Origin of the sequence: Huintestinicola butyrica (assembly GCF_025567215.1) — a bacterium.
GTDB classification, from domain to species: domain Bacteria; phylum Bacillota; class Clostridia; order Oscillospirales; family Ruminococcaceae; genus Huintestinicola; species Huintestinicola butyrica.
In genome coordinates, this window is record NZ_JAOQKB010000008.1 from 18,223 (window position 1) to 40,617 (window position 22,395).

The following is a 22,395-nucleotide window of genomic DNA, read 5'->3' on the forward strand; positions in this document are numbered from 1 at the left end:
TTTTTGTTTGGTATTACCACTTGTCGTCTTCCTTATTTTCGGGGATACAGGGCTTGAGGGCTGCGATAGCTACCTCTATCTGGGGGTCGTCAGGCTCACATGTAGTGATGTGCTGGAGCCATATGCCCGGGGCTGAGATTATTCTTGTAAAAATATTGTCGTAACGTCCCGCAAGCTTTATCAGCTCGTAGCCGATAGATGTTTCGGGGATAAGCATGAGCAGCTGGAGACCAAAGCGAGCCCACAGGTTTTTCCACGGCAGGAACATTCCTATGATAATGCTGAGAAGCACCACAAGGAAAATAAAGCTTGTGCCGCAGCGGGGGTGGAAGCGGATCTGCTTGCGGACATTTTCCACGGTAAGCTCCAGCTCTGCCTCATAGCAGGCGATGGTCTTGTGCTCTGCGCCGTGATACTTAAAGGTCTTATGTATCTCCTTCATGTGGGAAATGAGCCACATATAGCCCACCAGCAGCGCCACCTTGATGATGCCCTCAAAAACGGTCTTGCACCAGTCGGGAGCGCCCAGCAGTCCCAGAGGGAGTGACAGCAGCGCAGGGAAAAACTTGAACGCACAAACGCAAAGTATCATCACCACAACGCACACTACAAGCATTATAGTGTTCATGACTTCCTTGCCGTTTTCGCCCTCGATCTTGGATTCGAGCCACTTGTAGGGTCGTGTCTTGCTGAGCCACTGTTCGAATTTTGAAGGCTCGTCGTCATCATCATCGTCATCGGCGTCAGCCTGCTTTTCGGCGGACTTCATGGTGCATTTCATGCCGTCTATAAGGGAGATGACAAAGTTGAAGCAGCCTCTGATAAAAGGCGTTTTAAGGTACCAGGGAGCAGTCTTGCCGTTGCGTATCTTCCATGTCTCCACGTCAATAGAGCCGTCAGGCATACGGCACGCCATGGCAGAGGTGTCTATTCCCCTCATCATAACGCCCTCAATAAGAGCCTGTCCGCCTATTTTCGATTTGAATTTCTCGTTTTTTTCGCTTTTTTTGCTCATTGCAATTTCCTTTCAAGATCAGTTCTTCTGTATCAGATAGAAGTTATTCCTTACCTCTGTCATGGTCAGGAGAAGATTATCCTCAGTGTCGCCGAATTTTACCATATACACCGCATTATCATCGGAAGCGGCAGCGGTGTAGCCTTCAAGGGACCTTTGCGCCGCAGAATCACGGGTGCATACCAGTATCCTCATAAGCTCAAGGCGGCTTTCGGCAAGCCTGCTGTTGAATTTGTAAAACACCTTTTCGCCTGTCACGCTGTCCGTCTTGACTGTCACAAGCCCCTCCCACCGAACGGGAAGCATAAAGGCATAGCCCTTGTCCGCCTCGGTAAGGGAAGCGTATTTTTTCACCACGGTATAGTTTTCAAAAACGTTCCAGTTGGTGATATACTGTGCGTCCGAAGGGTCACGGTAGCCGGGGAATGCCTCTCTCTGGGGAATCTCCACAATGCCGTCGCCGTCGATATCGCAGCAGTACAGCCCCTGAGAACGTGTGGTCATTACAGGGATATCCGATCCTGAAAGGTTTGCGGGGTTTCTCAGCTCGCCGTTTACGCAGTAGATTATCTCGGTGGAGAGGTTTCCGCTGACCGTCAGCCCGTCAATGAACAGAGCGGGAGTATTATTGCCGATATATCCCCCGATAACGGAAGGCAGGTCAGCTGTGCTTTCGCTCAGGTCAACGGTGCTTGTGCATTCCGTGCCATTTCCCCTGTCGGTCACAAGGGAAACATAGGCGGCATGGTTCTCGTTATTGCAGTTTATGACCGCAATATCCTCGCTGCCGTCACCGTCCATATCCATGTTCATGGTCTTGTAGTAGGTCTCGGTGTATTCGGTGTTAAGCACACCGTCACCCAGGCTGTATATTTTCAGTGTTTTTTCCGTGGGGGTCATATATCCGTAGCCTATCGCCATGCGAACTCTGCCCGTGCCTCCAAGGTCGGCAAAGAACACCTGCTCAATGTACGAGCCTGCTCCCGCATGGTCATACACCGAACGCCAGCCGTTATTTTCACGGTGAAGTATATTCACCCTGACGCTGTTTTCCGAATCATCGGTATCGTCATAGAACACCACCGCTTCATCGGCACCGTCCATGTCAAGGTCATAGAACACAAAAGCGGAACGGTATGCTCCCCCTCTGGGATATACAAGTGAGATATTGCTTCCTGCCGAGGCGGTGAGAGCGGTATATATGGCCTTCTGCTCGTCGGAAAGCATGGGCGGCAGAAGCAGTGTGTCCACCGATGAACCGATGCCGCAGCCCGTAAGCAGCGCTCCGGTCAGTACCAGAGCCGCAAGCCTTGTTTTTTTCATATTCATATGCAGTATTCCTTAAAAAAGGGCGCACAGGCAATATCCGCCATGTACGCCCCTGTAATTTTTTGCTGTGACGGACAAGCACAGAGCCGAATTACTCGTCGATGCTCTCCATCTGCTGAAATTCCTTGCTGATAGGTGCCTTGCTCCAGCGGCGCTTGCCGAGGTTGAGCTTTGGCATGATGCGGTAAACGTATGTGCTCCAGAAAACCGCAACGATAGTTATTGTCATGAACACGATGCCCACGTCCGATATCTCGGGAATGGACATATCCAGTCTGTCATCATAGTTTGTGGGGATAAGGAGAAGAATGTATCTGGGAATTACCGATACAGCCGCAAGGATAGATGAAACATATCCCATAAAGCACATCCAGAAGCGGGTGTTTTTCTTTTCCATACCGTTAAAGAACCTTGCCGTGCAGAGGAAGAACACTACAGCGGTCATATAGGAAAGCATCTGATATACAAGTCCCGAATATGTGCTGAGAGCTGTGTTCAGGGAAACCATCTTGAATATCTCCACAGTCTTCCAAACAGCATAGGTGGAAAGCGCTGCGCAGTTTGCGTGTGAAAATCCCACGCCGTTGAAGATGTTTATGGCAATGGAAACGAATGTGAGCACAACGAAAAGCATCAGCAGATGGGTAAAGAACATACCCAGATTATAGCCTGTGAGCTTGTTGAAGTCCTCAGCCTCTTCACGGGGAAGGGTCTTCATATACTCGGTGTTCTTGTGAACAAGGTTAATGAAGTCAAACACTATCTGTACAGCCACAAGGAGTGCCATGAACAGCGAGCTGTAGCCTGCTGCGTGGGGGATCTTCTTGTTGAGCCTGTCATATCTCAGACGCATGGGGTTGATAAGGATACAGGAGCTTATTACCTTATCCCTTGCATTGCCCCAGATAAGAATGGCGGCTATTATCGCAAAGCCCGGTATCATGACAAGCAGCGGATAGTTTTTCATAAACGACGGGTCAATGTACTTGCCCCTGTCAAAGTCCATATTGGAGAAAAGCTGGACAGTACGTGCCGCTACCGCAAGCACAAGCACTATAACATATACAATAAGGGAAGCCTTTTTGTTGATAGGCGCCCTTTTATTTGCTTTGGCTGTATTTTTGGCTCTCTCGAGAGCGTCGCTGTCACTGTGGCTGATCTTCATCTTGCCCATAGTCCGACCATTCCTTTCGGCAGAGGAACTGCTCTGCAATGTCTTTATTTTAATGTTCGTGTGATCCCTGATAATATACTCATTCTTCTGCGGCTGTTATGCCCCTTTTCTGCATAATGCTTACAGCGCCGCAATATATATACATTGTACAATAAAATTAACTTTATGTCAAGTATGTTTTATCTAAATTTATTCACTGTTTTTGTGGTTTTATATCAAGGAAATCAGTGATCACATAAGAAACCAAGGGTAATGTGCTTCTCATAATGAAAGGACGGTAAACAAAAAATGAAAAAATTTATAAAATCAGTTATGCTCTGGTCGGCTGTGATATGCCTTATCCCCTTTGCCGCCAACGCTGATAATGCCAGATCAGCCGAAAAAGCCGCTGAGCTGTCAGCCGTCAGCTCAAAGAGCATAAGCGACGCATCGCAGCTGATACTGCCCACGGACAAGCTGAAAATATACACATCAAACGGGATACGCACAGTCACCGTTGAGGAATACACCGTCTATGCCGTTCTTGAAGAGGTACCATACATAATGGACACGGAAGCCATGAAAGCACAGGCGTGCGCCGCCAGGACATACGCCGTCCGCCGCATACTTTCGGGAGAAGATCCCTCAACAGGGGCGCACATCACCGATGACGGCGACAAATATCAGATTTGCCTTACCGACGTGCAGGCACGGGAAATATACGGAGAAAGCTACTCCGCAGCCATATCCGCAGCCCAAAGCGCCGCCGAAAACACCTGCGGAGAGGTGATAACCTATCACGGAAACCCTATCTCAGCACCATTCCACCTCTCCTCGGGTGAATACACTTTGTCTGCGGAAAGCGCATGGGGCAAAGCGTTTCCATATCTTGTGCCCGCAAAAAATCCCGAAGCCGCCGTTTTCTGCAGTGAAAAAACATTCACCTCTGCAGAGCTTCGGGCAAGGATATCTGCCGATTTTCCCGCTGCGGGAGAGCTTGAACACATCGCTCTCACCCACATTGACGGCACGGAAGCCGTCTCGGAGGCAAGCCTTTGCGGCATAACCGTCAGCGGGGAGGACATGGCACGCATATTGTCCCTTGAAAGCAGTGCCTTTACTGTCAGTGAAGAGGGTGACACATACATCTTCACCGTCACAGGCAGCGGACATCTTGTCGGCATGAGCATAGCAGGCGCCGATGCCATGTCGCAGGACGGCTGCGGATATCGTGATATACTTGCTCACTATTACACGGGTACTGAGGTGAAAAGGGTGGTTTATGGGGAGTGACTTGACCTTGTTCCCCTTTTTTGTAGTGTAAACATATTAAATTGAAACGTTAGTTTGTCCGTACCTGCGGCAACAGCGACCAGATGGCTCTGCCCTCAGTGGACTTCCTAAACCCTTTGCCTTGTGCTTATTTGTGCTGATTATTTTGATAGTGCTTCTGACTTTTGGATCACTTATCCGTACTTTCCTGATTTTCCTGCTTTATACCCAGTCCTCTTTCCATATAGTCCTCTATACTGAAGTATTTTTCCCTTATCTCCTTGGACTTTTCCATTTGTCTTGCATATAAGGGCTTTGCGTCGGGACGCTTCAGATATTCCTCCTCCAGCCAGTCCAGCATCTGCTTATGCCCCTCCTCGCTGAGGGGAAATTCTCTCATCTCCACGCCCTCGCTCTTGTCTATGCACTTATCCCCTGCCCATATATATGCTCTCAGGGACTTATCCCCCTCCTTGGGGCAGTTGGGGACGACCTTATAGTTAAAGTCCTTTTCCGAGGCGCTTCCCGTAAAAACGCCCTTTTCGCCGAAAACGAAAAATTTTGGTATCTCAAAGTATTTTGAAGCCGATGAACCCATTTTTTGCTCCTTTATTCAGTGCAAAGCCTCAGAATGGCTTCGCAGTATATCTCGATATCCTTTTCCAGCTCATACAGTCCGATAAACTCGTCCGCTCCGTGCATATGGTTCTCGTCCGACCATTCTGCGCCGAAAGCCACGCCGTTTTTCGTGTCATGTACATATGTGCCGCCGCCTATTGCAAGGCATTTGCTCTCCTTGCCCGTACAGTCGGTATAAACGGAGAGCAGTGTCTTGACCATTTCGCTGTTCTCGTCCGCACAATGAGGCTCGCTGACGATTATTTCTTTTCCTGTCATGCCCATATCTGCGGCAGCGGCTGCCATTTTTGCGGAGACCTCCGCTCCCGTAACGGAAACAGGGAAGCGGCTGTCGAAGCCTGCGGTAAGTGTGCCGTTTTCAAGGAAAAGTCTGCTGAGGACAAGCGTAAGTGCGCCCGATTTTTCGTCGGAGCGGTCAAGTCCTGCCGATTTTCCGTCGGTCTCGCCGTATGGGAAATACTTTGCCAGACCGGATAAAGCTTTCTTAACGCTGCCCTCTGCCAGATCAAGGCTGTTGAGCAGAGATATGAGCGCCGTTACCGCATTTCTGCCCTCTTCGGGAGTGGAGGCGTGAACGCCCTTGCCCTCCACATTTATCCTGATATTGTCCGTGCCGTCTATTTTTTCAAGGGTGAACAGCACATCGCAGTCTGCCTTTACCATAGCCGCCTCGATATCGTCCTCGGAAATGCCTGCAACTATTGCCTGAGCGGTCTCGGGAACGGCGTTATAAACGCTTCCGCCCTTTATGGAAACGATATTCTTATCATCGGAACAGCAGCTCATATCGTACCTTATCATGCCCTTTTCGATGCTGATAATGGGGAACTCGCCGTCGGGAGTGAACAGCATTGGCGGGAAGCTTTCCTTTGAGGTGTAATATTCCATATCCGTAGAACCGTTTTCCTCGTTGCTGCCAAGGATAAGGCGGAAGTTTTTGTTGACCTTTATGCCGCTGTCCTTTATCATCTTCATGGCAGTGATAACAGCCGCCGCAGGGCCTTTGTCGTCAATGGCGCCTCTGCCGTAGATGCGTCCCTCTCTTATCTCGGGCTTAAAGGGGTCGGAGGTCCACTTCTGTCCGTCGGTGGGAACCACGTCAAGGTGACAAAGTATGCCAAGCTCCGCATTTCCGCCGCCGAAATCTGCTGTTATGGCGTGGTTATCAAAGTTGCGGACGATATATCCCTCTTTTTTAAGGAAATCTTCAGCAAAGGCAAGGCAGTCGGCGCAGTCCCTGCCGTAGGGCATACCCTCCTGAGCTTCGGCAGCCACGCTCTTGTGAGCAATAAGCTCCTTTAAAAGCTCCACGGCATAATCAAGGTATTTGCCTGCTTTTTTCGATATCTCGTTTATCATAATTCTCATTCCTTTATAGAAAAATCGTTCATTTTCCTGCCTGTATATTGCACGGCGATCCTGCTTTCGGGGCATATGTCACTAAGATACAGCACTGCAAGGAATATCCATTCAAGGGGCTTCATCACTATGTAGATGATATCCGCCCGAAGCTTTGTGGTGATGTGCTTTGAAAGAGGATAGCCGTAATTATCGTAAATATATCTCACAAGCCTGTGGAAGCGTGGTGTCCTTTCCTCGATGACCTGCTCAAAGGCATTTGCCACGCACAGCTGACGGTTAACTCCAATCTTCACGCCCTGACGGATTCCCAGTCTGGTAGGCTTCACAAGCTTTTCGTGACCGTTCACCGCCACGGTGCAAAGGTAATGACCTGTGTAATGCTCGGGCGGCGGGGATATCATCGTGGAATAAGTCCAGTCGGAGGTCTCGGTAAAGGCTTTGATGATGCCCCAAGGTCCCTGCCCGAAAAGGATACATATGCAGATAAGCAGCCCTGTAAGGGGTATCAGGCAGATGACAGGGAACCACACCCAGCCCGACGCTTTTGAAAGCACATTAACTGCCCACACGCCAAGGGCGCTGTTGGGGTGTATATCATTCTCCCTAAAATAAGCGAGGTATCTTTTCACATTGCCGCTGATGATGCGCACCGCCATAAGGAAATAGTTCAGCACATATATGAACAGGAACGCAAGGTAAACAACGACAAATTTTCTCTCAAAAAGCCCTCCCAGGAGATGTGACGTGTAAAAAAAACACAGCACCATTCCGCCGTATATGCCGCCGATGCAGAACGCACCTGCCAACGGCGGAAGCAGCTTATCCTGCCCCGCAATTATCATGCAGGCAATGGGCACAGCCGCATATAACAGCAGCGACAGTGCATAGTCCGATGAAAACGGCTCATGGAGTATGGAAAAGAAATCTCCGCCGATAATTACAGGCTCATCCCAATGATAGCTGCTCATAAGACCGAGCATGATAATAGTAAGCAACAGCCCCAGCAGCAGCGTTGCAATGTCCTTTCTCCGCCGATGCTTTATCATATCCTTTTTGGGCGTAAGGCTTATGATGTTCCAGATCGTCATAACAGCAGGCATAGCAAAGGTCACGGTAAATAAAATTGCCAGGAATATAAAGCCGACTATGGTGTTGATAATATTGTTGACGTAATACATTGTCAGTTCCCCCTTTTATCCGATTATAGCATAGCAATTCTTAAATGTCAATACATTTATATCGAATTTCAATATTTATTTTCGGATAAAAGGAAAGATCAATGACTTTATTACTTCACAGGCGAAGCCTCCAGCCACTTTTCGGCAGCCTCGGCAACAGTCCTGAGGGCATTATTGCCAAAGGGAGTATCAAGCCCCGCAGCGGCAACAAGTCCGTCAAAGGTCTCGGTTCCGCCAAGGTCAACAAGCTTCATATAGCGGGTAAGAGCCTCGCTCCTGTCCCTCTGCATAATAGCCCAGAACTCCAGAGCAACGGTCTGTGCAAGGCAGTAATCAATATAATAGAATGGGCGCTCGTAGATGTGGGTCTGTCTCTGCCATGCTCTGCCCTCACCGTAGAAAGGCGAGCCGTCCAGATCTATCCATGGCATATACAAAGCGGTCAGGCGCTTCCATTCGTTTATCCTGTCCTCGGGAGTATATTCGGGGTGCTCATAAACTGAGTGCTGGAAGTGATCGACCATTGCGCCGTAGGGAATGAACTCTATAGCGTCCGCCAGATGCTTGTAGCAGAACTTGTCCGCTCCCTCGCCGAAGAAATCATCGGCGCTTGCCCAGCCGAAGAACTCCATGGTCATAGAGTGTATCTCGCAGGATTCAAGAGTAGGCTGCCTGTTGTCGGTGGGGAACATATGGCGGGTGGTGTATGCCGCAAAGGCATGGCCTGCCTCGTGAGTGATGACCTCAACATCGCCCTGAGTGCCGTTGAAGTTTGCAAAGATAAAGGGGCTTTCAAAATCTGGCAGCTCGGTGCAGTAACCGCCTGCCGCCTTGCCCTTTCGGCTGAGAACGTCCATCAGCTCGTTTTCCATCATAAAGTCAAAGAACTCCGCTGTTCTGGGGGAAAGCTTGTGGTAAAATCTTCTGCCCGCTTCCAGAATATCCTCGGGAGTGCCCTTGGGAACGGCGTTGCCGTCACGGTAGGTTATGGCGGTATCGGCGTACTTCATGGGATACGATACGCCCAGTCTTGCCGCCTGACTGCGGTACAGCTTGTCGGCAACGGGCACGATATACTTGATGACCGCATTTCTGAACTTAGCCACGTCCTCAGCGGTATAGCAGTTTCGGTTCATGTTCAGGTAGCCCAGAGGAACATAATTTTCAAAGCCCATTTTCTTAGCCATAGCGGTGCGGGTCTTTACCATATCGTCGTAAATGCGGTCAAGCTGCTCCTCATGCTCCTTGTAAAATGCGCTTTCGGCTGCCCATGCAGCGTGACGGACATTGTCATCGGGAGACTGCTTGTAGGGTGAAAGCTGGGAAATGGTCAGCTTCTTTCCGTCAAAATCTATCTGAGCGGAAGCAATGAGCTTCTCATACTCGGTGGAAAGCTTGTTATCCTCCTGCATTTCGGGGATAATTTCGGGAGAAAAGCTCTTCAGGAAAATATCGGTGTTGATGAACATTACCCTGCCGAACTTCTTTTCCAGCTCGGGGCGGAAAGCGCTCTTTGCAATGACCTCCGCAACGGTCTGGGCGTACTGGACGAAATCGGGGTTTGCGCTGTCGAAAAACTCGTTTTCTTCATCGTAGAACTTGTCCTCGGTATTGATGGTGTGGCGGATATAGCAAAGGCTGTTCATGGTGGCAAAGGAAGCCGCTGCCTTATCCCAGTCAAGATAAGCGTTTGCAGCCTCATCGGCATTTGCGGCGTTCTTTATCCTGTCCGCAGCGCTTTCTGCCTCCGCTTTGAGCTTGTCCATATCGGGGCGGACGTACTTCATTTCTGAAAATTTCATTGTTATCTTTCCTTTCCTGTCAGGTCGCTGACCATTTTTTCGGGTGAATTTATAAAGTGCTTCATTATATTATAATGGGAAGTTTTTACGTATTCTGTCTTATTTATGCCCTTTTCGGTAATTTCATAAACATCTGCATCGGGAAGAGCGCTTATTATCACCGAATGGGTGGCGATTATCAGCTGGGAATCGTTCCTTGCCAGCTCATACAGCCTTGCAAGCAGTGCCATCTGAGCCGTGGGAGAAAGTGCCGCCTCAGGCTCGTCCAGAATGTACAGTCCATGACCTCGGAAGCGGTTCATTGCCAGCGCCATAAAGCTCTCGCCGTGGGACTGCTCATGGAGTGACACTCCGCCGTAGCCGTCTATTATAGGCGGACTTGCCGCAGGGATATTGTCAAGCCGTTCTATCTCGCTGGCGACGTTATAAAAGCTTTCCGCACGCAGAAAAAAGCCGTCCTTGGGATATCCGCCCCGTGACAGTTTCAGGGCGCCGTACAGCTCCGAGTGGGAGTTATAGGTGGAAAATGAAAAATTCCTTGTTCCGCCCTCGGGGTTAAACCCGTATGCTGCGGCGATAGCTTCAAGCAGTGTGGATTTTCCTATGCCGTTTTCGCCCATGAAAACGGTTATTCGCTTTTTAAACTCGATGCCTCTGTCAAAAAGCTGTGCCACTGCGGGGATACTGCGCAGATAGGTTGGGCACTTCTTTTTATCGGCTGTGACCTTACATATATAGAGATTATTGTCAAAAGAAAAATCGGTATCCGTCATACAAGCACCTTTCCTGACCTGATATGCTGAGTGTCATTATTATTTTACCGCTTTTCGGGTGATTAGTCAACATTAACATGGGGGTATGGGTTTGCCATTTGTGCATTGGTGCTGAAATCGAAAAGTTTATTTGTCCGTACCTGCGACAAATGGCTCCGCCCTTTGGAAACCCGCAAGCCTTTCGGGAAAAAGGCTTGACCTAAACCCTTTACCTTTTATTGGCTTTGTTGTGTCTCCCCCATTTTCATCATAATATCCCCATAAAACTCCTTACCTTTATATCTGAACTCGGCTGTGCCGTTATATTTCTCCACCGCCGCTTTTATTGACGGTATTCCCGTTCCCATTCCCTTATGCTTTGTTGACATAAAGCTTCCGTTCTTTTCCTTAACATTGCCGTCAAAGCTATTGGTGGAAACTATGTATATATACGGCTCCTCGCAGACCACCGAAAGCTGATGATATCTCTCCCCTGTCTGTGCTGTCATGCAGCCGTCAAGTGCGTTTTCCACCACATTTCCCAGCACGCTGCACAGGTCGGGCTGGGATATTCCCGCATCGTCGGGCAGCTGTATCTTCCAGCTGAGCTTTATCCCGTTCTGCTCCGCCCACTGACCGTAGTAGTTGAGCAGTGCATTTACTGAATTTATCCTGCAATAGTCGGTAAGCCCCACCGGCATCTGTGCTTCATACTCGGCAAGATATTTTTTGAGGGTATCATAGTCCTCCTCCGCAGCAAGGGTATTCATAACGTGTATCGACTGTCTGAAATCGTGGCGGAGCTTCCTTGTTTTCTCGATATAGTCCTGAAGTCTTAGATATCTGCTTTCCTGCATTTCCAGCATTCTTGCCTTTGCCTTGGTCTGCTCGTTCTGATAGATGCTCATTGCCGCATAGTAGAATATGACCATAAGGAACATTAGCAGCAGAAGCATTGCGGTTATTATCATAATTGCCAGGAAGAACATTCTGCCCACATACATATTCCTGTAATAGACAGGCTCTATGCTGTAGTTTATCATCAACATGACCAGTGACACGGGGATAGTCAGTCCCCAAACCTTTTCGCTGGTCTGGTGCTCTATAAGCTCCGAGCCTTTTACGCAGAGGGGATAGCCTATCACTGCGGACAATATCAGCGTAAGTACAAGCGAAAAGATATTTGCCTCCATGCTGTAATTTTCCAGCAGTCCGTCGGGGTGTAGGTAAGCGTCATACATAACAGAATACACCGACGGGAACGACATAAGGTTGCACACTCCCACGAACACCGCCAGCGTCTGCATTTTTCCCGTTGTGACCGTTCCCCTGAACATGATATAAAACAGTATGAGCGCAGGAATGAGCAACGTATTTATGGACAGCCCGAACCTGAGGCACAGAAATGCCATTACGGGCGACAGCACCAGAAGTATGCCAAACTCCCACAAAAGTATCTTTTTCAGCGGGAACCGCAGCTTTTTCACCATTGGCAGGTAGCACAATATCGCTGAGGGAAAGATTATAAAAAACTGGGAGACCATTTCCAGAAAGCTTCTGACAGTCATTGTCTGCTCCTTTCGGCACGTATTTTTTCAAAGCGGTACTCATGCCATTTTCTGCGGATATTGCCGTACTCCCTTACCTTGATGGGTAACTTCCTGCCGTCCTTCATAACACAGCAGCCGTCCTCTATATCCGATATGCAGTCCATATTCACCGCCGTACCACGGTTTATGACCATAAAGCTCTCCACGCCCTCAAAGGCATCGGAAAATGATGCAAAGGAGCCTCTTATCCTGTGCTCCTCCCCGTCTGAGGTGATGAGGATTATGTAATGGTCGGCGCTGTATGCGCACACAAAGCTGCTGCATGGCAGCACAAATTCCTCTCTGCCGTTTGTGAGCCTGATATTCTCTGTGCTGTCGGAACGGGTGATATCGTTCATGACCCTTTCCAGCTGCTCGTATGTCACGGGCTTTAAAAGGTAGTCAAAGGCATGGCAGGCAAAGGCGTCGGACATATGCTCAGATGACGATGTAAGGAACACCAGAACATACTTTCTGCCGCTTTCCCAAAGCTTTTTTGACACTTCCACGCCGCTTATGCCGTTCATGTAGATATCCATGAAAATAATGTCAAAATCCTCTTTTTCAAAGGCTTCAAGGAAGCTTTCTCCCCCTGAAAAAAAGGTAATATCCATATCATGCCCCGTTTTGACCGAATATTCTTTAAGGAAGCCTTCAAGGAGTAGGGCTTCCGACTGCATATCATCGACAACAGCAGTTTTCATAAGCATTACCGTCCTTTTCTGCGTATTATTTTAGCGATATTAAATATTTTTTGCCTTAAATGCAACATATTTTTAGATTACTGTTTGATTTTTACGACAAAAATATGACGTTTACGTCAAGAGTATTGAAATCAGTCAAAAAATACGTATAATGATAAAAGTGCTTTAATGGTTCTGAAATCACACACATATGAACACATACAGAGCAACACCACTCAAGGAGAATAAAACATATGAAAAAAACTCTTATTTCCGCTCTTGCCATAATGCTGGCACTGTCCGCATTCACAGCCTGCGGCGGAGATGACAGCACGTCCTACGATGATTCTGCCGACGCAGAAAACGCAGCAGAGGTACAGGACGCTGAGTACGACAGCAGCGACGACACAGACGAAGCTGACACCGAGGAAGACACCGAGGAAGACACCGAAGCAGCAGATGAGAGCACTGACGAGCTGGGCGATGCAGTCCAGGAACTGGCAAACGCTCTTGACGGCACACTCTGGGTCGGAATGAACCCCGATTATGACTGCTATGCGCTGGGCTTCAACGGAACATACGTATATTTCGCAGCTAATGACGGCTCATCTATCGAGGGTTACTGGGCTATAAGCGACCAGAACCTTTACATCTACAGTGACGAAGCAAATACCGAGCAGCTCGCAGAGATACCCTGGAGCTACGACAGTGAGAACAGCGTTCTCGTGCTCAACAACAACGCCGTAATGGCTCAGACAGACAGCTACTCATTCGATCAGGCAGCGGAAGCTGTTCAGCAGATGGCAGCTGCGTGCAAGGTAGGCGAATACCTGCAGGGCACATACTGGGCAACTGTCGGCGATGGCTCTGCAGAGGCTCTTCATATTACAGACAGCACACTTGAAGCAGTAACAGTTGAGTCTGACGGCTCAGCATCTACTTCCGAGTTCATCTGGGGCATTGACTACAACAACATTTATCTTTATGACTCAGACTATGCGCTCCAGGGCTCACTGGACTGGCAGATCTCCGATGACGGCTCTGCTCTCCAGCTCACAACACCCGATGGAATAGCTTCCATATACACTCAGCTCACCGAGGAAGAGGCTGACGATGTAGTAAACTACATGCTTAGCCTTATCGGCGGCTGACAGCAGACCTCCTGATTCCCCTAACCGGATCCCTGTGCTGCCCACAGCAGTGCAGGGGTTCGGTTTTTATTTTACTGCTTTTCGGGGGAATAGTCAAGGTTGAAGCTGTCATTTAAGCACCCTAATTCTTAAAAATCACTTAGACTGTTGCAAGACGAAAGCATGGACATACCTACACTTCAATCTCATTTGTCCGCACCTAATGCAAAGGAGACACCACCAGGGGGAAGAGGAAACTAAAGCAAGGGCAAAAAACGGCATTCCCCTTCCCCCTGATGGTTTCTCCTCTGCACACCTCTTCCTTGAACCCCTATTCCCTACCGTTTTTTATCCCCCTACGTTTTGCTTGCCGCCGGAGACCGAACCCCATTCATCTATTTGTACCTTTTTCTATAGCTATGTTTTCAGGCTTGGGCTTCACTCCGTTCTTTTATTTGAAGCTCTTTGGTTATTTAGTAAGCAAATTTATAAGAATGTTTTTTTCCTTAAATTATTGTTTTTACAAATAAGATGTCAAGTATCTGCTGTTTGTTTTGTTTACCACTGCATAGGGCGACCAGATGGCTCTGCCCTCAGTGGACTTCCTAAACCCTTTACCTTGGTGATTATTTGTGCTGATTTTTTCATATGCGATCACAGACAAAAGGACTGCTGCGATATGCAGCAGCCCTTGCTGTATCAGTCAATATAAAACGAAACTGCTCCGCTGTCATCTACATTAAATGTAACAAAATCGGTATAGCTGCTGTTTCCGAAGATATCCTCTATGCAGAAGCTGTACAGATAGTCCGCTGAGGGCAGGAAGTTGTCATACACCTTTGTATCGCCGTCATATACGTACTCGTCACCTGTCATATCGTCCACATACTCGCCGTTTTCGTCATATGTGTAATATACGGGAGTGATAACATCGCCCTGCCGGAGCTTTCTTACGGTCTTGTCTGCCTGACCGTTCTCGTCGATGCCGTCCCATGTGCCGAGAATAAAGTTATCGTAGCCGTCATCGTGATACTGCTTCTTTATTCGCAGGTTGGTCTGCTCGCCGTTGAGAAGAATTGGTGCTGTATAAATGTCATAGTCCTCGCCCTCTTCAACGATGTATGCAGCAAGTACCTGACCGTCGCCCAGCATATACCAGAGGCCGTCGAACATATCCTCGACTGTGCCGTTGTCCCAATCTACATTAACATAGTTATCGAGGCCCAGCTCATATAAATAGCCGTTTTCCTCATCAACATAGAAAACAGAGCAGTAAACTCCGCTCACATTGTCAATGCTGCCGCTGTCGAGGGTAAAGGTGAATGTGCCCTCATCATTGAGATAAGGCCCCTCGGCAAAGTTGATGCTGCTGTCATTATCGGTAAAGCTCAGTCCGCCGCCTATAAGGTCATCGAGATATGACCAGAAATCGGTCTCTTCCCAGCTTTCGTCGTCCCAATAGCCGTTCTCTTCGTCAAGCCACATATCGTCGCTGTAGCCGTCAATGCTGCCGTTGGCGGAGCCGTATGCCATTTTATCCACAAAGCTCATATACTGGGGACTTACGCAGATATCCTTGAAGATATTAAGCTCCTGTGAGCCTTCAATACTGAGGGGATAATATGTTGAAAGTCCGTTGGAGCCGTATTCATCATCGCCGTAAACGTTATATACCACAGCGTCATTCAGAGCGTCCATAACTTCCTGAGCCTCGCTGTCGCCGCAGGCGGACTTGAACAGCTCGCCCAGATCCACCATATTTGTATAGCCCTCGGACTTGTTGTTGCCGCCGTAATTCTTGGCTTTTCTTATGGAGCGGACCATGCCCGAAAGATTTGAGCTGTCGTCCGAAGCGCCGTTCATGGAAGCAGCAGCGTTGTTTATGGCAATGATAAGCTTATCTATCTTTGAAAGGTCGGTAACGGACAATGTTGCTCCCGCTTCCTCGTCGGAAGCTGCGCAGGAGTCATAGAAGCTGTCCGCAGCCACCTTGCCCACCTGTGCGCCTGTGCAGCCGGGGTTCTCGTCCAGATATCTGCCTATCTCGGTGTAATCCCAGCCACGTCCCGGCTCGGTCTCCTCGGAGGCGATCATGTATCTTGCGTGAGGAACAAGGACATTTGCTGTCTCAACCGTTGCCATAAGGCAGGCATCAAAGCCCACGAACTCGAACTTGTCGGTCATTTCGTCAAAGACCGATGTGAAAGCCTTGTCAAGGTCGGTCAGGGAAAGGGAATCGTACTCGTTCTTTTCATCAAAGCAAACGCCTGTAATGCTTCCGCCGCCGTGGTTCCAGAAAACAACGCCCATTTTGTCGGCAGGGTAATTCTGCACGCCCCATCTGAGGAAGTCCTCCAGCGTCTGTTCCTGACCCATATCTGCATCTGATACCTCGTCAACCAGATAAACACCGCCGCCTGTTACCTCGAACCTCTGGAGACTGTCAGCTGAAATATCATAGCCGTTCCACTGGGTGCTTCCGCCTGTCTGCACCACAAAGCGGACATTATCGCCTGTGTATGCGTTCGCCATTTCTTCGATATCATCAACTGCCAGACCGTTCTCGCTTTCAAGGTCGCTTCCGCACATATATACAAACACTGTCCAGGTGTCAGCATCGCCCATGGGAGCGGGATTATCCCTCGCCAGTCTTGTAATGGACACTTCCCCGTTGCTGTCAAGGTTCAGCTTTGAGCCTCTGCCGTTAAAGCTTTCAGATGATCTGTCGCTTAGAGCTTCGGTGACTTCCTCTGAACGGGAAGTAACTGTCTGTTCGGAGGTGTCTTCCTCCGAATAATCGTCATATTCATCAAGATCATCGCAGGCGCATAATGTCGCCGCTGTCATAATTGCCGCAATCCCCGCAGCAATTCGTTTTCCAAGCATTTTCTCCTTCATATCTTTCCTCCGATAAGCAAATATTTTCAAACATTTAGCATAATTATTTTAACACATTTCGTCATAAATGTCAATCAAAATATAATATCATCGGCAATTTTTCACAGGGATATCTCTATTGCAAAAAGTATATCTGTGTGGTATAATTATTGTTAAAGAAGCCTATGGGAGGAATGATGTTATGTCCCTTAAAGAAACCGCCGAGGCGCTTGTTGAATGTCTCGAAAAAATATATCCCGATGCCCTCTGCTCACTTACATACAAGGAGCCTTACGAGCTGATGATAGCAGGCAGACTGTCCGCCCAGTGCACCGACGCCCGTGTGAATATCGTTACAAAGGAGCTTTTCACCGCATATCCCACCCTGAAAAGCTTTGCGGACGCAGATATGGACGATGTAGCGGAGATAATACGTCCCTGCGGACTGTACAAGACCAAGGCAAAGAGCATAGTTGAGATGACCCACGCCCTTTACTACGACCTGAACGGGGTTATCCCCGACACCATTGAGGAGCTGACCAAGCTTTCGGGCATTGGCAGAAAGACCGCCAACCTTATTATGGGTGATGTTCACCACAAGCCCGCCATCGTTGCGGACACTCACTGCATAAGGATAACCAACCGCTTCGGACTGACCGATTCAAAGGACCCGAAAAAGGTTGAGACCGACCTGAAAAAGCTTATCCCGCCGGAAAAGAGCTCGGATTTCTGCCACCGTCTGGTGCTTTTCGGCAGAGACACCTGCACTGCACGCAAGCCAGACTGCGAGCATTGTGCGCTAAGGGTGTATATGGAAGAGAAAGTGCCTGAGTTCAGGTGCAGGGCATAAAATGAAAGTGGGGTAATTCATGGACAATGTATCTCAGGTAATACAGACCGCTATTGTTGTCATAATTATCGGATTCTTTTTAATCATCTTTTTCGTTTTCGTTTTTTACCGTGGAAAAAAACATGAAATAGTTGTCCTGAATAAAAGATCCACTTACTATCAGGGACTTAGTCCCACTCGCTCAAAGCAGGTAACAGTAACTCATTATACGGTTGATTGCCTGTATGAAAATTTCTCAAAGGTTCACACATTAGGCTGCTCGTTAATGATCTATGATAGGCTGAAGATAAATAAAAGCTATACTGTCACTGTAAAAATGGCAGAGATCATTAAGGTACATAAAGATTGACTATACTTTATAAAAAAAGTCCGCCCCAAACGGGACGGACTTTAATTGATTTAATTAAATCAAACGAGCTCGATAACTGCCATCTCAGCAGCATCGCCACGACGGGGACCGATCTTAACGATTCTGGTATAACCACCGTTAACGTCTGCATACTTAGGTGCAATCTCGTCAAACAGCTTCTTAACAACATCTTCCTTAGTAACGTAGGCAAAAACCTGACGCTTGGAGTGGAGGTCGTTAGTCTTAGCTATTGTAATCATCTTTTCAGCCATAGAGCGGACTTCCTTAGCTCTTGTAACTGTAGTTTCAATTCTGCCATTTTCAAGCAGGAAAGTAACCATAGCTCTCAGCATAGCCTTTCTATGGTCGCTTGTACGGCCCAGTTTTCTGGTTCCCGGCATTATGATCACTCCTTACCAATAATTGGAACGGTTATTCATCATCGGCGTTAAGGTCGAATCCCAGGGACTGGAGCTTCTCCTTAACCTCGTCAAAGGACTTCTTACCGAGGTTTCTAACCTTCATCATTTCTTCTTCTGATTTACTGATCAGATCTTCAACAGTATTTATTCCCGCACGCTTCAAGCAGTTAAAGGAACGTACTGACAAGTCAAGTTCCTCAATGGTCATCTCAAGGATCTTCTCCTTGCCCTTATCGTCCTTCTCCACCATGATTTCGGTGATAGCGGACTCATCAGAGAGATTACTAAAGGATTTCAGATGCTCAATGAGGAGATTGGCTGCCTGAGACACGGCTTCCTTAGCGGATACGGTACCATCGGTCCATACCTCAAGGATAAGCTTATCGTAGTCTGTAACCTGACCGAGACGAGTATCCTCGACACGGAAGTTTACTTTCAGTACAGGCGTGTAGATAGAGTCAACGGCGATCACATCGATACCGAGGTTGAAAAGCTGCTTGTTCTTTTCAGCAGGAACGTATCCTCTGCCACGGTCAATGGTGATCTCCATATAAAGCTTAGCGTCCTTGCCCAGAGTAGCAATGTGCATCTCGGGAACAAGAATATCGACCTCAGAATCGGTCTTGATATCTCCGGCGGTGACTTCACATTCGTCCTCAGCCTCAATATAAATGGTCTTGGGGCCTTCGCCATAGAGCTTTGCAGTAAGACCCTTAAGGTTAAGGATGATCTCAGTGACATCCTCCTTAACCCCGGGAATAGTAGATAATTCGTGGTGCACACCGTCAATCTTTACAGAGGTGACAGCAACACCCGGAAGCGAGGAGAGCAGTACACGTCTGAGGCTGTTGCCCAGAGTAGTACCATAGCCGCGCTCGAGAGGAGCAAGAACGAACATACCGTAAGTGCCATTAGGCTCCAGCTTGACGGTCTCAATTTCCGGCTTTTCGATTTTTTCAAGCATTTATAAAACCCTCCTATAGTCGCAATGTGGTGTTGAGCAGACTCAAAGTAGTTATTACTTGGAGTACAGCTCGACGATCAGGTGTGTCTGAGTCTCGTAATCGAGATCCTCTGTAAGAGGCATACGAACAACCTTAGCAGAGAAGTTAGCCTTATCAGCTTCGAGCCAGAGAGGAACTACTCTGTTAGCGGTCTGCTCAACAACATCCTTGAACTTGGCACTGCTGCGGCTGCCCTCGTAAAGAGCGATAACGTCGCCCTCCTTAACACGGTAAGAGGGGATATTTACACGCTTGCCGTTTACAGTGAAATGTCTGTGAGTAACGAGCTGTCTTGCTTCTCTTCTTGTAAGAGCAAGGCCCATTCTGTAAACAACATTGTCAAGACGGGACTCGAGGATAGTGATAAGGTTATCACCGGCCTTGCCCTCCATCTTGGAAGCAATCTCAAAATAGTGGTGGAAAGGCTTCTCAAGAACGCCGTAGATGAACTTGAGCTTCTGCTTTTCCTTGAGCTGAGTGCCGTATTCAGAAACCTTTCTTCTGTTGTTAGCGCCGGGGTTTCTGTTGGACTCCTTGGAAATACCCATAACCATAGGGCTGATACCAAGGTATCTGCATCTCTTTAAGATAGGTTCTTTATTTAAAGCCATTGCAATAACACCTCCTGTAAATTAGACACGTCTTCTCTTAGGAGGACGGCATCCGTTGTGGGGAATGGGGGTTACATCCTTGATAAGTCTAACCTCAAGACCTACAGTCTGGAGAGCTCTGATAGCAGCTTCTCTTCCTGCGCCGGGGCCCTTAACGTAAACCTCGACAGTCTTAAGACCGTGCTCCATAGCAGCTCTTGCAGCAGTTTCAGCAGCAGTCTGAGCAGCGAAAGGAGTGGACTTCTTGGATCCTCTGAAACCGAGTCCGCCGGCGGACGCCCAAGAAAGTGCGTTGCCCTGAGTATCGGTGATGGTTACGATTGTGTTGTTGAAAGTGGACTGGATATGAACAGCGCCATTTTCAATGTTCTTACGTTCACGACGTCTTCTGATGGTAGTAGCTTTTTTACCCTTGACCTGAGCCATTGTTCAATCCCTCCTTACTTCTTCTTGTTAGCGATGGTCTTTACAGGACCCTTGCGGGTTCTTGCGTTAGTCTTGGTTCTCTGACCTCTTACGGGGAGACCCTTGCGGTGACGAACGCCTCTGTAGCAGCCGATTTCAACAAGTCTCTTAATGTTGAGAGCAACGTGTCTTCTAAGGTCGCCCTCAACCATGAAGTTGTGGTCGATATAGTCACGGAGCTTAGCAACATCGTCTTCGCTGAGGTCCTTGACTCTGATATCAGGGTTTACACCTGTGTTTGCGAGAATTTCATCCGCAGATTTACGGCCTATTCCGTAGATATAAGTGAGTCCGATTTCAACTCTCTTATTCTTGGGAAGGTCAACACCGGCAATACGTGCCATTAAAAATGCACCTCCGAATTAAATTTAGACTTTACGTCCATGTGTTTTTATGGCGATATATAATAATCCTTATTTCATGCAGGCATGAAGCTCATGCAGGCATAAGCCTTATGCCAACAACAGCATTCAGCCCTGACGCTGCTTATGCTTAGGATTTTCGCAAATGATCATAACCTTGCCTTTTCTCTTGATAACTTTGCACTTTTCGCAGATAGGCTTTACGGAAGGTCTTACTTTCATGATAATCCTCCTTCTCAAATGGTTGTTTTAGCGGTAAATCCGCATCACTTTGCTCTCCATGTGATCCTGCCCTTGGACAGGTCATAGGGTGACATTTCAACGGTTACCTTGTCGCCGGGAACGATTCTGATATAGTTCATTCTCAGTTTGCCCGATACGTGAGCAAGAATTTTATGTCCGTTTGCAAGCTCAACCTGAAAGTTGGCGTTGGGGAGAGCCTCGATAACGGTACCCTCAATCTCAATTACATCTTCCTTAGACAAGCTGACAGCCTCCTTGGATTTCGGTTTCGGTTAATTATCAGGAATTTTCCGACGAGGAATATTCCGCAATAACGCTTCTGAGCTTCTTATCGGTAAGAGTTTCCGTATCTATGACAGTATTGGTAAAAGCTGTATGCTTTATGCGCTTCTTTTTGGGAGAAGCAAGCTTTCGCTCTTTTCCGTCTGCCAGATAGACGAAATTCTCGTCCGCTTTGATGACAACAAGAAAATTTCCTTTGTCCCTGCCTGCAAGGCTGCGGACTATCCTGCCGGTGATTGCTTCCACATCAGCGTCCCCCTCTTAAACGATTGTGGGCATGGTAAGAATTACCGGACCCTCGGACGTGATTGCGACTGAATGCTCAAAGTGAGCGGAGAGTGAACCGGATTTTGTCAATACAGTCCAGCCGTCGGGAAGAACCTTAACGTCCTCACCTACTGCATTGATCATCGGCTCGATGGCAATCGTCATGCCCGCAACAAGCCTTGGACCTCTGCCGGCCTTACCGAAGTTAGGCACCTCAGGGGACTCATGGAGCTTTGCGCCTACGCCGTGACCGACATAGTTCTTGACGATACCGTATCCGTAAGAAGAGCAGTACTCCTCAACTGCATGGGAGATATCTCCCACACGGTTACCGGGGACAGCCTGTTCAATACCCTTGAAAAGGCCTTCCTTGGTGACCTTGAGAAGCTGTGCAGCTTCCTCAGAAACATTTCCGACAGCAAACGTATAAGCAGTATCTCCGTGGAAACCGTCTATATAGGCTCCCACATCAATGCTCACGATATCGCCGTCCTTGATGTGTTCATGCTTGGACGGGATACCATGGATGACCTTGTTGTTTATCGAAATGCACGCCGAAGCGGGGAAGCCGCCGTATCCCAGGAAAGAGGGAGTTGCACCGTGCTTAACGATGTAATCGTGGATTATCTTATCCAGCTCATAAGTGGTCATACCGACTTTTATTGACTGTCCTCCGAAGTGGAGCGCATTACCGGCAATAATACCGGCCTTGCGCATTTTTTCCAACTCGGATCTGGATTTAACACTAATCATTGCTGC

Annotated in this window: 23 protein-coding genes; 3 read left to right on the forward strand and 20 right to left on the reverse strand. The window is 48.2% G+C overall.

Annotation, left to right across the window (positions count from 1 at the left end; genetic code table 11):
- Positions 1-13: 13 nt before the first annotated feature.
- The 3 genes from OCV68_RS09340 to OCV68_RS09350 all read right to left on the reverse strand — a co-directional run bounded on the left by OCV68_RS09340 (position 14) and on the right by OCV68_RS09350 (position 3,518).
- Complete coding sequence (locus OCV68_RS09340; RefSeq protein WP_262572185.1) at positions 14-1,015, reverse strand: DUF1385 domain-containing protein; 1,002 nt, start codon at positions 1,013-1,015, stop codon at positions 14-16.
- Positions 1,016-1,033: 18 nt separating this feature from the next.
- Positions 1,034-2,344, reverse strand: a complete 1,311-nt coding sequence (locus OCV68_RS09345) for a hypothetical protein (protein WP_147622085.1) — start codon at positions 2,342-2,344, stop codon at positions 1,034-1,036.
- A 91-nt stretch (positions 2,345-2,435) separates the two neighbouring features.
- A complete protein-coding gene (locus OCV68_RS09350; RefSeq protein ID WP_262572188.1) occupies positions 2,436-3,518 on the reverse strand; it encodes a hypothetical protein in 1,083 nt (360 codons plus the stop codon).
- A gap of 288 nt (positions 3,519-3,806) precedes the next feature.
- On the opposite strand from OCV68_RS09350, the gene OCV68_RS09355 reads away from it, so the two are divergent.
- Positions 3,807-4,790 carry a SpoIID/LytB domain-containing protein gene (locus tag OCV68_RS09355; protein WP_262572190.1) on the forward strand — a complete coding sequence of 328 codons (984 nt, stop codon included), beginning with the start codon at positions 3,807-3,809 and terminating at the stop codon, positions 4,788-4,790.
- 169 nt (positions 4,791-4,959) lie between these two features.
- On the opposite strand, the gene OCV68_RS09360 is transcribed toward OCV68_RS09355, so the two are convergent.
- The 7 genes from OCV68_RS09360 to OCV68_RS09390 all read right to left on the reverse strand — a co-directional run bounded on the left by OCV68_RS09360 (position 4,960) and on the right by OCV68_RS09390 (position 12,801).
- On the reverse strand, positions 4,960-5,367 hold the full coding sequence (locus OCV68_RS09360; RefSeq protein WP_262572192.1) for a protein-tyrosine phosphatase family protein: 408 nt from the start codon (positions 5,365-5,367) through the stop codon (positions 4,960-4,962).
- A gap of 11 nt (positions 5,368-5,378) precedes the next feature.
- A complete protein-coding gene (locus tag OCV68_RS09365) occupies positions 5,379-6,767 on the reverse strand; it encodes a Sapep family Mn(2+)-dependent dipeptidase (protein ID WP_262572195.1) in 1,389 nt (462 codons plus the stop codon).
- Between the two features lie 5 nt (positions 6,768-6,772).
- On the reverse strand, positions 6,773-7,948 hold the full coding sequence (locus OCV68_RS09370) for a DUF6688 domain-containing protein (protein ID WP_262572197.1): 1,176 nt from the start codon (positions 7,946-7,948) through the stop codon (positions 6,773-6,775).
- A gap of 110 nt (positions 7,949-8,058) precedes the next feature.
- Positions 8,059-9,750, reverse strand: coding sequence for a M3 family oligoendopeptidase (locus tag OCV68_RS09375; protein WP_262572200.1), 1,692 nt, complete (start codon positions 9,748-9,750; stop codon positions 8,059-8,061).
- Between the two features lie 2 nt (positions 9,751-9,752).
- The gene (locus OCV68_RS09380; protein WP_262572203.1) at positions 9,753-10,523 is read right to left on the reverse strand and encodes an AAA family ATPase; all 771 of its coding nucleotides are present in this window, start codon (positions 10,521-10,523) and stop codon (positions 9,753-9,755) included.
- 215 nt (positions 10,524-10,738) lie between these two features.
- Positions 10,739-12,070, reverse strand: a complete 1,332-nt coding sequence (locus tag OCV68_RS09385; RefSeq protein WP_262572205.1) for an ATP-binding protein — start codon at positions 12,068-12,070, stop codon at positions 10,739-10,741.
- On the reverse strand, positions 12,067-12,801 hold the full coding sequence (locus OCV68_RS09390; protein ID WP_262572207.1) for a LytR/AlgR family response regulator transcription factor: 735 nt from the start codon (positions 12,799-12,801) through the stop codon (positions 12,067-12,069). Before OCV68_RS09390 ends, OCV68_RS09385 begins: the two co-directional genes overlap by 4 nt.
- Before the next feature lie 227 nt (positions 12,802-13,028).
- On the opposite strand from OCV68_RS09390, the gene OCV68_RS09395 reads away from it, so the two are divergent.
- The gene (locus OCV68_RS09395; RefSeq protein WP_262572209.1) at positions 13,029-13,925 is read left to right on the forward strand and encodes a hypothetical protein; all 897 of its coding nucleotides are present in this window, start codon (positions 13,029-13,031) and stop codon (positions 13,923-13,925) included.
- 678 nt (positions 13,926-14,603) lie between these two features.
- Here OCV68_RS09395 and OCV68_RS09400 read toward each other — a convergent pair.
- Positions 14,604-16,802 (reverse strand): clostripain-related cysteine peptidase, encoded by a 2,199-nt coding sequence (locus tag OCV68_RS09400; RefSeq protein ID WP_262572211.1) that lies wholly within the window; start codon positions 16,800-16,802, stop codon positions 14,604-14,606.
- A 181-nt stretch (positions 16,803-16,983) separates the two neighbouring features.
- Here OCV68_RS09400 and nth point away from each other — a divergent pair, with 181 nt between their 5' ends.
- Entirely contained in the window at positions 16,984-17,631 is a 648-nt protein-coding gene (gene nth, locus OCV68_RS09405) for an endonuclease III (RefSeq protein ID WP_262572212.1), read from the forward strand.
- Between the two features lie 408 nt (positions 17,632-18,039).
- On the opposite strand, the gene rplQ is transcribed toward nth, so the two are convergent.
- The 9 genes from rplQ to map all read right to left on the reverse strand — a co-directional run bounded on the left by rplQ (position 18,040) and on the right by map (position 22,389).
- Positions 18,040-18,381 carry a 50S ribosomal protein L17 gene (gene rplQ, locus OCV68_RS09410; RefSeq protein WP_022475268.1) on the reverse strand — a complete coding sequence of 114 codons (342 nt, stop codon included), beginning with the start codon at positions 18,379-18,381 and terminating at the stop codon, positions 18,040-18,042.
- Positions 18,382-18,412: 31 nt separating this feature from the next.
- Positions 18,413-19,366, reverse strand: a complete 954-nt coding sequence (locus OCV68_RS09415; protein ID WP_147622097.1) for a DNA-directed RNA polymerase subunit alpha — start codon at positions 19,364-19,366, stop codon at positions 18,413-18,415.
- A gap of 54 nt (positions 19,367-19,420) precedes the next feature.
- The gene (gene rpsD, locus OCV68_RS09420) at positions 19,421-20,017 is read right to left on the reverse strand and encodes a 30S ribosomal protein S4 (RefSeq protein WP_022475270.1); all 597 of its coding nucleotides are present in this window, start codon (positions 20,015-20,017) and stop codon (positions 19,421-19,423) included.
- Positions 20,018-20,038: 21 nt separating this feature from the next.
- Positions 20,039-20,443, reverse strand: coding sequence for a 30S ribosomal protein S11 (gene rpsK, locus OCV68_RS09425; RefSeq protein WP_022475271.1), 405 nt, complete (start codon positions 20,441-20,443; stop codon positions 20,039-20,041).
- A gap of 14 nt (positions 20,444-20,457) precedes the next feature.
- On the reverse strand, positions 20,458-20,826 hold the full coding sequence (gene rpsM / locus OCV68_RS09430) for a 30S ribosomal protein S13 (protein WP_022475272.1): 369 nt from the start codon (positions 20,824-20,826) through the stop codon (positions 20,458-20,460).
- A gap of 126 nt (positions 20,827-20,952) precedes the next feature.
- Positions 20,953-21,066, reverse strand: coding sequence for a 50S ribosomal protein L36 (gene rpmJ, locus OCV68_RS09435; protein ID WP_002479550.1), 114 nt, complete (start codon positions 21,064-21,066; stop codon positions 20,953-20,955).
- A 44-nt stretch (positions 21,067-21,110) separates the two neighbouring features.
- Positions 21,111-21,329: a translation initiation factor IF-1 gene (gene infA, locus OCV68_RS09440; protein WP_022475273.1), complete on the reverse strand. Its 219-nt coding sequence runs from the start codon at positions 21,327-21,329 to the stop codon at positions 21,111-21,113.
- A 37-nt stretch (positions 21,330-21,366) separates the two neighbouring features.
- Positions 21,367-21,615: a KOW domain-containing RNA-binding protein gene (locus OCV68_RS09445; RefSeq protein WP_022475274.1), complete on the reverse strand. Its 249-nt coding sequence runs from the start codon at positions 21,613-21,615 to the stop codon at positions 21,367-21,369.
- Between the two features lie 15 nt (positions 21,616-21,630).
- Positions 21,631-22,389, reverse strand: a complete 759-nt coding sequence (gene map, locus OCV68_RS09450; RefSeq protein ID WP_022475275.1) for a type I methionyl aminopeptidase — start codon at positions 22,387-22,389, stop codon at positions 21,631-21,633.
- Between the last annotated feature and the right edge of the window lie 6 nt (positions 22,390-22,395).

Excerpts from the sequence above, each read along its gene's own strand:
- OCV68_RS09385 (WP_262572205.1), bottom strand. The coding sequence starts at position 12,070 with ATGACTGTCAGAAGCTTTCTGGAAATGGTCTCCCAGTTTTTTATAATC.
- rpmJ (WP_002479550.1), bottom strand. The coding sequence starts at position 21,066 with ATGAAAGTAAGACCTTCCGTAAAGCCTATCTGCGAAAAGTGCAAAGTT.
- OCV68_RS09355 (WP_262572190.1), top strand. The coding sequence starts at position 3,807 with ATGAAAAAATTTATAAAATCAGTTATGCTCTGGTCGGCTGTGATATGC.
- OCV68_RS09360 (WP_262572192.1), bottom strand. The coding sequence starts at position 5,367 with ATGGGTTCATCGGCTTCAAAATACTTTGAGATACCAAAATTTTTCGTT.
- OCV68_RS09370 (WP_262572197.1), bottom strand. The coding sequence starts at position 7,948 with ATGTATTACGTCAACAATATTATCAACACCATAGTCGGCTTTATATTC.
- OCV68_RS09350 (WP_262572188.1), bottom strand. The coding sequence starts at position 3,518 with ATGGGCAAGATGAAGATCAGCCACAGTGACAGCGACGCTCTCGAGAGA.
- OCV68_RS09375 (WP_262572200.1), bottom strand. The coding sequence starts at position 9,750 with ATGAAATTTTCAGAAATGAAGTACGTCCGCCCCGATATGGACAAGCTC.
- OCV68_RS09415 (WP_147622097.1), bottom strand. The coding sequence starts at position 19,366 with ATGCTTGAAAAAATCGAAAAGCCGGAAATTGAGACCGTCAAGCTGGAG.
- rplQ (WP_022475268.1), bottom strand. The coding sequence starts at position 18,381 with ATGCCGGGAACCAGAAAACTGGGCCGTACAAGCGACCATAGAAAGGCT.
- map (WP_022475275.1), bottom strand. The coding sequence starts at position 22,389 with ATGATTAGTGTTAAATCCAGATCCGAGTTGGAAAAAATGCGCAAGGCC.
- OCV68_RS09340 (WP_262572185.1), bottom strand. The coding sequence starts at position 1,015 with ATGAGCAAAAAAAGCGAAAAAAACGAGAAATTCAAATCGAAAATAGGC.
- rpsM (WP_022475272.1), bottom strand. The coding sequence starts at position 20,826 with ATGGCACGTATTGCCGGTGTTGACCTTCCCAAGAATAAGAGAGTTGAA.
- OCV68_RS09365 (WP_262572195.1), bottom strand. The coding sequence starts at position 6,767 with ATGATAAACGAGATATCGAAAAAAGCAGGCAAATACCTTGATTATGCC.
- OCV68_RS09380 (WP_262572203.1), bottom strand. The coding sequence starts at position 10,523 with ATGACGGATACCGATTTTTCTTTTGACAATAATCTCTATATATGTAAG.
- OCV68_RS09390 (WP_262572207.1), bottom strand. The coding sequence starts at position 12,801 with ATGCTTATGAAAACTGCTGTTGTCGATGATATGCAGTCGGAAGCCCTA.
- rpsK (WP_022475271.1), bottom strand. The coding sequence starts at position 20,443 with ATGGCTCAGGTCAAGGGTAAAAAAGCTACTACCATCAGAAGACGTCGT.
- OCV68_RS09395 (WP_262572209.1), top strand. The coding sequence starts at position 13,029 with ATGAAAAAAACTCTTATTTCCGCTCTTGCCATAATGCTGGCACTGTCC.
- nth (WP_262572212.1), top strand. The coding sequence starts at position 16,984 with ATGTCCCTTAAAGAAACCGCCGAGGCGCTTGTTGAATGTCTCGAAAAA.
- rpsD (WP_022475270.1), bottom strand. The coding sequence starts at position 20,017 with ATGGCTTTAAATAAAGAACCTATCTTAAAGAGATGCAGATACCTTGGT.
- OCV68_RS09345 (WP_147622085.1), bottom strand. The coding sequence starts at position 2,344 with ATGAATATGAAAAAAACAAGGCTTGCGGCTCTGGTACTGACCGGAGCG.
- OCV68_RS09400 (WP_262572211.1), bottom strand. The coding sequence starts at position 16,802 with ATGAAGGAGAAAATGCTTGGAAAACGAATTGCTGCGGGGATTGCGGCA.